The organism is Thermodesulfobacteriota bacterium (assembly GCA_040756475.1).
In the GTDB taxonomy this organism is placed as follows: domain Bacteria; phylum Desulfobacterota; class Deferrisomatia; order Deferrisomatales; family JACRMM01; genus JBFLZB01.
This window is the reverse complement of record JBFLZB010000177.1, coordinates 1-9,205: the sequence shown is the minus strand read 5'-3', so window position 1 is coordinate 9,205 and position 9,205 is coordinate 1. Positions and strand designations below refer to the sequence as shown.

General features: G+C 70.8%; 12 protein-coding genes. All 12 read left to right on the top strand.

The window, feature by feature from the left end; translation table 11 throughout:
- Positions 1–144 precede the first annotated feature (144 nt).
- The 12 genes from AB1578_19035 (at position 145) to AB1578_18980 (ending at position 9,150) form a co-directional block, all read left to right on the top strand.
- Positions 145–348 carry a hypothetical protein gene (locus AB1578_19035; GenBank protein MEW6489990.1) on the top strand — a complete coding sequence of 68 codons (204 nt, stop codon included), beginning with the start codon at positions 145–147 and terminating at the stop codon, positions 346–348.
- 13 nt (positions 349–361) lie between these two features.
- On the top strand, positions 362–1,285 hold the full coding sequence (locus AB1578_19030) for an ORF6N domain-containing protein (protein ID MEW6489989.1): 924 nt from the start codon (positions 362–364) through the stop codon (positions 1,283–1,285).
- Between the two features lie 487 nt (positions 1,286–1,772).
- Positions 1,773–2,138: a D-Ala-D-Ala carboxypeptidase family metallohydrolase gene (locus tag AB1578_19025; GenBank protein MEW6489988.1), complete on the top strand. Its 366-nt coding sequence runs from the start codon at positions 1,773–1,775 to the stop codon at positions 2,136–2,138.
- Between the two features lie 41 nt (positions 2,139–2,179).
- Complete coding sequence (locus AB1578_19020; GenBank protein MEW6489987.1) at positions 2,180–2,620, top strand: hypothetical protein; 441 nt, start codon at positions 2,180–2,182, stop codon at positions 2,618–2,620.
- Positions 2,621–2,643: 23 nt separating this feature from the next.
- A complete protein-coding gene (locus AB1578_19015) occupies positions 2,644–3,231 on the top strand; it encodes a DUF1353 domain-containing protein (protein ID MEW6489986.1) in 588 nt (195 codons plus the stop codon).
- Between the two features lie 3 nt (positions 3,232–3,234).
- Entirely contained in the window at positions 3,235–3,597 is a 363-nt protein-coding gene (locus tag AB1578_19010) for a hypothetical protein (GenBank protein ID MEW6489985.1), read from the top strand.
- A gap of 27 nt (positions 3,598–3,624) precedes the next feature.
- A complete protein-coding gene (locus AB1578_19005) occupies positions 3,625–3,873 on the top strand; it encodes a hypothetical protein (protein ID MEW6489984.1) in 249 nt (82 codons plus the stop codon).
- On the top strand, positions 3,870–4,421 hold the full coding sequence (locus tag AB1578_19000) for a phage protein Gp27 family protein (protein MEW6489983.1): 552 nt from the start codon (positions 3,870–3,872) through the stop codon (positions 4,419–4,421). Before AB1578_19005 ends, AB1578_19000 begins: the two co-directional genes overlap by 4 nt.
- A 1-nt stretch (position 4,422) precedes the next feature.
- The gene (locus tag AB1578_18995) at positions 4,423–5,724 is read left to right on the top strand and encodes a terminase family protein (GenBank protein ID MEW6489982.1); all 1,302 of its coding nucleotides are present in this window, start codon (positions 4,423–4,425) and stop codon (positions 5,722–5,724) included.
- Between the two features lie 2 nt (positions 5,725–5,726).
- Complete coding sequence (locus tag AB1578_18990) at positions 5,727–7,322, top strand: DUF935 family protein (GenBank protein MEW6489981.1); 1,596 nt, start codon at positions 5,727–5,729, stop codon at positions 7,320–7,322.
- A 33-nt stretch (positions 7,323–7,355) separates the two neighbouring features.
- Positions 7,356–8,579: a phage minor head protein gene (locus tag AB1578_18985; protein MEW6489980.1), complete on the top strand. Its 1,224-nt coding sequence runs from the start codon at positions 7,356–7,358 to the stop codon at positions 8,577–8,579.
- 106 nt (positions 8,580–8,685) lie between these two features.
- On the top strand, positions 8,686–9,150 hold the full coding sequence (locus AB1578_18980) for a phage virion morphogenesis protein (GenBank protein ID MEW6489979.1): 465 nt from the start codon (positions 8,686–8,688) through the stop codon (positions 9,148–9,150).
- Positions 9,151–9,205: the final 55 nt, after the last annotated feature.

Below are 9,205 nucleotides of genomic sequence, written 5' to 3'. Positions count from 1 at the left end.
GGGTTGGTCCACAGGGCGAGGAACACGGTTCGCCCGAGTGTCCCCTGGTCGCGAGGCCTGGGGGCGGCCTCTTGTGCGCCGCACGCAACACTCGGGCGATCTTTTTCGCCCGGAAACCGCGTGAAAGCCATAAGGAGACCTTCGATGCTCACCCATCTCGACCCCGGGCGCCCCCCGGAAGACGCCATCGTGCCGGTGGCGTGCGTGCTGGCCTTTCTCGCCGAGCTCACCACCCAGGCCCCCCCGGGCCGCGAGCTCGACCTCTCCAACGACGCCACCGAAGGCATGGGCATGCTGCTCCACTGCCTGGCCGACACCCTGAACGCCGCCCTCGACGGCGGCCGCTGAGCGGAGGTATGCGATGAACACGGCACTCACGACCACCGACATCGAGATCCGCAGCCACATCCACCACCTGCCCGGCCGGCCCCCCTTCATGCTGGCCCACGAGATCGCCGAAGTCTACGAGGTGCGCCCGAAAGATGTCTCTCAGGCGATCAAGCGCAACCCGGCCCGCTTCCCCGAGGACTTCGCCTTCCGCCTCACCGCCGAGGAGGTGGAGAGTTTGCGGCCACAAAGTGTGGCCGCAAAACCATCGAAGTCTCGCGTGCTTCCGCTGGTGGTGACGCAGGAGGGCTGCAACCAGCTCTCGAGCGTGCTCAAGTCGCCGGTGGCGGCGGCGCGCTCGGTGCAGATCAACCGAGCCTTCGCGGCCCTGGAGCGGGGCGAGCTCGCCCAGGCGCACGCCGTGGCGAGCCAGCCCGTGGCCGAACCGCTGCAGCTTCTCGCCGATGGGCGCCGGCAGGGGCTGGCCGCGGCGCTCGATCTCGTGTTCGTCGCCGAGGCGGCGGGTGCGGAGTTGGAGGTGCTGGCTCTCGTGGCCCGCTGCCGCAAGCAGGGGCTCACCCAACGGGAGGCGGGGCGAGCCGCCGGCATCAGCCGGGACCATGTGCAGAAGATGGAGGCCCGGCTGCGTGAGATGGGTGTCGCCTTTCCCCACGTGAGCGAGCGCCAGCGGCGCAAGGAGTTGATGGGGTGGTTCCTGGGCCTGATCGCGGGGCAGGAGGGCACACCCAGTGCGGCCGAGCCGGCGCACTACCGAGTGGAGTTCGAGGGAGAAGAGGCGCGGTTCAACTGGCACGCCTACGATGTGATGCTGGCAGCCTTCAAAGAGCGCGGTGAACGTGGCGCCCGCGCCCGCGAGGCCGTAGCGACCGCGATGTCGCAGCAGTCGAAGACCGACCCCAAGTTCGCGCGCTTGACGCCGTGCCGAACACAGGGCTGACCATGTATCCCTACGTTGCTAGGTGGCCGACGCAGCATTGCGCTGGCGGAATCATTCGCCTGGCGCTGGGCGCCACCACCCCCTGACGTAGGGCGGGGCTCGCCCCGCCGAACGCCGTTACACCGAAGGGCCCGGGCTCACCCCCCGGGCCCTTTGTACTGAAGGGGTGCAGGGGGCCGGGGGATTCGCGGAGCCGGTAGGCTCCGCGCACAGGACACGCGGACACGGAGGAAGGGCCAGGGGGGAAGGGGGCCGCCGGGTGACGGGTGACGGCGCTGCCGGCGGTGATTCGGTGCCGGTGCGGGGCGCGGGCCGAGCTGATCGTGGTGGGGATGCCGGGGCACGAGTGGTGCTGGGCGTGCCTCACGGCGTTGATGGATCGGATCGTGAGGCGTTCGAGGCGCCGGCATGCCCGCGCGAATGCCCCGAGGGCTGCGCGGTCGCCAGCGGGTGCGCGTGGCGGTGCCTCGGATACGGGAGGCGGTGAGTGAGTGAGCGGCTGAGCGAGAACTTTCGGCGGGCGGAGTTCGCGTGCCGGTGCGGGTGCGGGGCGGCCGAGGTGGACCCGGCGCTGGTGTCTCGCCTGCAAGACCTGCGGCGCCGGCTGGGCCGGCCGCTGGTGGTGACTTCGGGGGTGCGGTGCGCGGCGCACAACGCGGCGGTGGGCGGGGCGCAGGCCTCGGAGCACCTCACGGGCCAGGGAGTCGACGTGCGGGCGGTCTCGCCCCGGGAGAAGTACGAGGTGGTGGCCGAGGCGATGGCCGCCGGGTTCCTGCGGATCGGCGTGGGGCGAGAGTTCATCCACCTGGGGGTGAGCCCGTCGCACCCGGGCACGGTGCTGTGGCTGTACTGAGGACGTCGGGGCGAGCCCCGACCTACGAAGGAGGCGGCGAGATGAAGAGCAGAAGCGGGCCCTGGAGGTGTGTGGTGTTGGCGGCGGTGTTTCTGCTTGTGGGTTGCGCGGCGCTGCAGCCGGGGGCGCGACACGAGCTGGCGCTCGAGCTCGGGGTAAAGGCGGCCACGGCCCGGGTGCTGCACGAAAACCCCACGTGGCGGGCCGAGGTGCTGCGCATCGCCGACGGGGCGCTGGCGCTGGTGGGCGACGAGACGGCGGCCCTGGGCGCCCTCGAACAGTACGTGGTGGCCGAGATCCCCTGGGAGCGGCTCCTGCCCGAGGAGGAGGAGCTGGCCCGCCTGAGCCTGCGGCTGATCCGCGAGGAGACCGAGCGCTACCTGGCGGCCCAGGGGTTCGAGGACCCGGCGGAGCTTCGGGTGGCGGTGGCTCGGGTGCTGGGCTGGGTGCGTGAGGTGGCGGGGCGAGGGGCCGGGGGCTAGGGGTCAGGGGCTGGGGGACAACCATGAGCAGCTTCACCGAGCCTCTCCGGGTCGAGCAGATCCCCGGCACGCGCCTGTGGGCGACCCTGCGCGAGCTCGAGTACTACGCCGGCCGCGAGGGCAGCGACGAGGTGTACCGGGTGCCGGCGTTCTTCCGCACAGACTTCGCCTCGGTGCCCCGGCTCTTCTGGACGCTGGTGGGGCACCCGGCGGGGCGCTACGCGGCGGCGGCGGTGCTGCACGACTGGCTCTACGACACGGCGGTGGTCTCGCGGGCCCGGGCCGACGCGCTCTTTCTGGAGGGCATGGGGGTGCTCGGGGTGCGGCGCTCGCAGCGCTGGGCGCTGTACCTGGGGGTGCGGGTCGGGGGGTGGGCGGCCGGCACCGGCGGCGGGATCGCGGTGGCTGACGAGGGAGACCGCGCCTCGGCCCGAGAGGAGGAGCTGCGGGCCGACGCGCTGGCGGCGTGGAGGAGGGGCCTGGGGTCGGAGGCTGGGGGCCGGCAAACCTGCCTGGACTGCGGCGACCCGATCCCCCGGGCGCGGAGAGAGGCCGTGCCGGGGTGCAGGCGGTGCCGGGACTGCGAGGCGGATACGGAGCGGCGGAGGTAGGGCATGGAGGGGTTGGGTTTTCCGGCGGTTGCCGACATCGCCAAAAACGTAGGGCCCATCGGGTTTCTGGTGTTGCTCGGGTGGCTCAACATGCGCTGGGTCGACCGCCAGCGCAGCGAAGAGCGCGACCGGGTGGACGCGGTGCTCCTCCAGTACAAGCGCGACGTGGACCAGGTGGCCAGCATGTACCGCGACAACGTGACCCTGGTGAAAGAGACCCAACACCTGGCGCAGCGGGTGGCGCAGCTCGCCGAGGAGCTCTCCTCAATCGTCCATCTCAGCACCCAGGTGCAGACGCGGCTGGTGGAGAAGATCGACAACAACATGTTCTGCCCGCTGGTGCGGGCCAAGGGGCCGCAGGGATGACCTGGAGCCCAGGGAGGGCGACAAGCCGTGAATGAAGAGCGCGCGCGCCTGAAGAGCCACCTGGCCGGCCTCAAGTACCGGCGCATGGAGCTCGTGACCGAGCTTGACGCGGCGGTGCGCAGCGTCAAGGCCGTGCTGGCCGACTGGGCGATCCGCGAGAAGGCCGGGGTGGACCTGCCCGGGGCCTTCGTGCACCTGGGGCGGGCGGTGGAGCTGCACCGCGAGCTGCGCGCCCTCGACGCGGATCTGCGCCGGGTGGAGGAGGAGCTCGCGTGAGCGGGCCCGTCATTCGCCGCCGCTCCAAGGTGGAGACCGAGCTCCCCCGGGAGCTCCGGGCCGAGGTGGACTGCCTGTTGGTAGAGGGCGCCACCTACGAGGAGATCGCGGCGTTTTGCCAGGGCAAGGGCTACGACATCTCCAAGAGCAGCGTGGGGCGCTACGGCAAGGAGTTCCTCCAGACCTACCGCGAGATTCGGATTCTGGAGGACCAGGCGCGGGTCTTGAAGGGCGAGGTGGGCGACGGCCTGGCGCTGGAAGAGGCCGGCACCAAGGCCCTGATGCGCAAGCTCTTGCCGCTCTTCCTCTCCGGCGACTTCGACGTGACCGAGCTGCCGCGCCTGGTGAGCGACTTCGCCAAACTCACGAGCGCCTCAGTGCAGCGGGAGAAGTGGAAGGCCGAGGTGGAAAAGCGCATCCGCGAGGCCGGCGAGAAGGTGGCCGAGCGGGTCGAGGCCGAGGGCGGCGGGGCGGGCGGCGCGCCGCTTCGGATGAGCGCCGAGCGCCTGCGCGAGATCATCCGCGAGACCTACGGGGTGAGCCGGTGAGATGAGCGGCCCCCTCTTCTACCCCTACCAGCGCCGCTGGGTGAGCCGTGCCGACCGCTTCAAGGTCGGCATGTTCGCGCGCCAGACGGGCAAGACCTTCACGACGACGTTCGAGATCGCCGAGGACTGCCAGCTCGCCGACCTCGAAGGCCGGCGGGTGCGCTGGGTGATCCTTTCCCGCGGCGAACGCCAGGCCAAAGAAGCGATGGAGGAGGGCGTGAAGCGCCACTGCCAGGCACTGGGCGCGGCGATCCGCTCCGAGGAGTACGAGTGGCGGGGCGAGGCGGCGTACAAGGCCCTGGAGGTCACCTGGCCCAACGGCAGTCGCCTCACCGCGCTGCCGGCCAACCCCGACACGGCGCGCGGCTTCTCGGCCAACGTGTTCCTCGACGAGTTCGCCTTCCACGCCGACAGCCGCAAGATCTGGGCGGCGCTCTTCCCGGTGATCTCCGCGGGGTGGAAGCTGCGGGTGGTCTCGACCCCCAACGGCAAGGGCAACAAGTTCTACGACCTCGTGACCGCTGACGATCCGGTCTGGTATCGCCAGAAAACCGACATTTACGAGGCCGTGAAGGACGGTTTGCCCCGCGACGTAGACGAGCTCAAACGCGCGCTCGGCGACCCCGACGCCTGGGCCCAGGAGTACGAGCTCCAGTGGCTCGACGAGGCCAGTGCCTGGCTCCCCTACGACCTCATCAACGCCGTGGAGCACGACCAGGCGGGCGACCCCGAGGGGTACGCGGGCGGTCCCTGCTACGTGGGCAACGACATCGGCGTGCGGCGCGATCTGTGGGTGGCGTGGGTGTGGGAGCTGGTGGGCGACGTGCTGTGGACCCGCGAGGTGGTCACGCTCAAGCGCGCGAGCTTCGCCACCCAAGACGCCACGCTCGACGACCTCTTCGGCCGCTACCGGGTGGCGCGCCTGTGCATGGACCAGACCGGCATGGGCGAAAAGCCCGTAGAAGATGCCAAGCGCCGCTACGGGGCGAGCCGGGTGGAGGGGGTGCTCTTCACGGGCCCGGCGAAGCTCACGCTCGCGACCCAGGGCAAGCAGGCCTTCGAGGACCGCAAGATCCGCATCCCCATGGGCGACCCGGCGCTTCGGGCAGATCTGCACAGCCTGAAGAAGCTGCCCACCGGCACGGGCAACTTCCGCTTCGACGCCGACAGGGACGACACGGGGCACGCAGACCGGGCGTGGGCGTGCTTTCTGGGGGTGCACGCGGCGGCAACGCCCTGCCACGACACCACCGTGCTCTCCGGCCGCCGGCGCGAGACGGCGACGATGTTCGAGGGGTACTGACCATGGGAACGGGCTGGCTCAACGAGGGCGATCGGCTGGAGTTCGGCGAGGGGGTGAACCGCACGGGGCTCTCGCGCGAGATCGCCACCCGGACGGCGGCGTGGGACTGGACGGGGCTGATCGGCATTTTGCCCGATCCGGATCCGGTGCTGCGCCGGCTGCCCGACGGCGGGGTGGACGTGCTCGAGCGCCTCACCGCCGACGCGCACCTCATCAGCGTGATCCAGAGCCGCAAGCTCGGCACGCTCCGGAAAGACTGGCGCTGGGAGCCCGGCACCGTGGGGGAAGACGAGCCCACCCCCGAGGCCGAGCGGCTGCGCGACGACCTGGCGGCGGACCTGGAGCGGGTGGACCTCTACGCGCTCTTGTCGGGCGTTCTCGACGCGCCGCTCTACGGCATGACGCCGATCGAGCTCCTCTGGGAGCGGCCCCGGCGCGGAGAGAACCGCTTGCGCCTGGCGGACTTGCAGGTCAAGCCCGCCCGGTGGTTCGGCTTCGACGCGGACAACCGCCCCAGGTTCATGAGCCAGCGGGCGCCCTGGGAGGGGGAGGAGCTGCCGTTTGGCAAGTTCGTGTTCGCGCGCCACTTCCCCACCTACGACAACCCCTACGGGCTGCGGCTGCTCTCGCGGTGTTTCTGGCCGGTGACGTTCAAGAAGGGGGGCGTGAAGTTCTGGGTGACCCTGGCGGAGAAGTACGGGATGCCCTTTCTGGTGGGCAAGTACGGCCAGGGCGCCACGCCGGAGCAGCAGGCGGAGCTTCTCTCGGCGCTCACCCGCATGGTGCAGGACGCGGTGGCGGTGATCCCCGACAACGGCTCGGTGGAGCTGCTCACGGCGGGGGGCAGCGCGGGCAGCTCGGGCAGCTCGGGCAGCTCGGGCATTCACTCGGGCCTCAAGACGGCGATGGACGCCGAGATCAGCAAGGTGATCGCCGGCCAGACGCTCACGGCAGAGGTGGGCGAGACGGGCAGCTACGCGGCGGCGAAGACGCACCAGGAGATCCTGGGCGACTACCGCGCCGGCGACGAGCGCCTGGCCAAGACCACCATGGAGGAGATCGCCTGGCTCTACGGCCTGGTAAACGCCCCCGGCGTGCCCCCGCCGGTGTTTCGTTACGAGGAAGAGGAAGAGGCCAAGAAGGAGATGGCCGAGCGCGACAAGACGCTGACCGAGACGGGCGTGAAGTTTCGCAAAACCTACTACGTGCGCCAGTACGGGTTGCAGGAGGACGACTTCGACCTGGGGGGGCCGGGGTCGGGGGATCAGGGGCCGGGGGTCGGGGATCGGGGGGCGGAGGCCGGGGATGAGGGGGAGGGGCACGCTGATCCCGGGGCGGAGTTTGCCGAGGGGGAGAGCGGGGTGGACACCCCGGACGCCCAGGCCGCCCGCCTGGATGCCGACGCCGCCCCCCACCTGGCGGGCATGGTCGACGCGATTCGCGGCCTGGTGGATCAGGCCGAGAGCCTCGAAGACCTCCAAGCGCGCCTGCTCGGCGCCTACCCCGCCCTGGATTCCTCGGGCCTGGCCCAGGCCATGACCGAGGCCCTGGCCGCCGCGGCGCTGGCGGGGCGGTTCGAGCTGCTGGAAGAAGTGTGAAGGGTGAAGAGTGAAGGGTGAAGAGGGCCGCTGATGGCCGCCGAGTATGGGGCTCTGCCGTTTCGTGAGCAGCTCGCGTTCTTCCTGCGCAAGCTCTCACTGCCCACCCGGGCGTGGACCGACGTGTACGCGGCGGAGCACGACGTGGCGTTCATGGTGGCCGGCGCCATGAAGGCCTCGCTGCTGTCCGACCTCCACGGCGCGGTGCAAAAGGCCATCGAGGGGCAGAGCACGATCCAGGCCTTCCGCAAGGAGTTCGACCAGATCGTGGAGGCCCACGGGTGGGTCTACAAGGGCGGGCGCAACTGGCGGACCCGGGTGGTTTTCGATACCAACGTGCGCCAGAGCTACAACGCCGGGCGGGAAGCCCAGATGGCCGACCCGGAGCTCAAGCGCCGCCGGCCCTACGGGCTCTACAAGCACGGCGACTCGGTCCACCCCCGGCCCCAGCATCTCGCGTGGGACGGCCTGGTGCTGCCCCTGGATGACCCGTGGTGGCAGACGCACTCGCCCCAGAACGGCTGGGGGTGCAAGTGCAAGAAGTTCACGCTCTCGGAGGCCGACGTGCAGCGGCGCGGCTTGGCGGTAAGCCGGGCCCCCGAGGTGGTGTGGGAGGAGAAGGTGGTCGGGGTGCGCGGCCCCTCGCCCCGGGTGGTGACGGTGCCCCAGGGAATCGACCCGGGGTTCGAGTACCGGCCGGGTGCTCATCGGGCCTCGGACGCCCTGGCGAGCATGCGCAAGTGGGCGCCGGAGATCGCCGCCGAGTACTCGGCCGCCGTGGCCGCCGCCGGCCGCCAGGCCGTGGCCAGGGACTACGCGGCGTGGATCGGTGAGGTGCTGGCGACCGGGCGGGCTCAGGGCCGAACGGTGACCCTGTGGGGCATGGAGCCCGAAGAGCTCGCGCACCTGAAGGCCCAGGGCCGGCCGCCGGAGCGCACCGACGTGACCCTGGAAGACCACCTGGTGGTGGGCAAGAAGGCGCGGCGGCACGAGGGCGCGGGCGACGCCCTGACGGCCGAGGACTGGCGAGGGCTGGCCCAGGCCCCCCACGAGGCGGTGCTCTACGACAACGACGACGGGAAGCTGCTCTACGTGCTGCCCGGGGGGGACCGGAAGATCAAGGTCGTGGTGGCGCCAGACTGGAGGGCGAAGGGCCAGGGGACGGTCAACTCGGCGCGTGCGGCGTTCAAGATCGACCCCGACGCGCTGCTGGACCCGAGAAGGTACGTCGTCATTCGTGGGGAGGTGAAAAGATGAAGCGGGTGGGAGGCCGGCCGTCCCTCCATCCAGGCTCCCGCAGTGGGCTACCCGTGCTGGCGCGCCGAGTTTCCAGCGTCACCCGCCTCGAAAGGAAGCATAGCACATGGCCGGCGCGAAGGTAACGGTCGAGGTCGAGGGCGGCGCCCAGGTGCTGGAGACGCTGCGGCGGCTCTCCGACGTGGGCGCGCGGCTTCGGCCGGCGTTTGCCGAGATCGGCGAGGCGCTCTTGCTCTCGCACGAGGAGCGCTGGGACCGCCAGGTGGACCCCGACGGGCAACCCTGGCAGCCGCTCTCGGAACGGCACCGGGAGCGCAAGCGCCGCAAAGGCAAGCCCGACAAGATCCTGGTGCTCGACCAGCACCTGAAGAACCTGGACTACGACGCCACGGACCAAGGCCTGGAGTTCGGCACGCCGTGGTTCTACGGCGCCACCCACCAGTTCGGCGCTCCGGAGCGGGGCATCCCCGCCCGGCCCTTCCTCGGGCTCGACGCCGACGACCGGGAGATGGTGCTCGACGTGCTGCAAGAGGCGCTGGAGGACGCGATGGCCGGAACAGGGCATAGCTGACCGCCGTTGTCCGGATTCGCAGGAGCCCGAAATTTCGATCTTCTGGGGTGGGGGG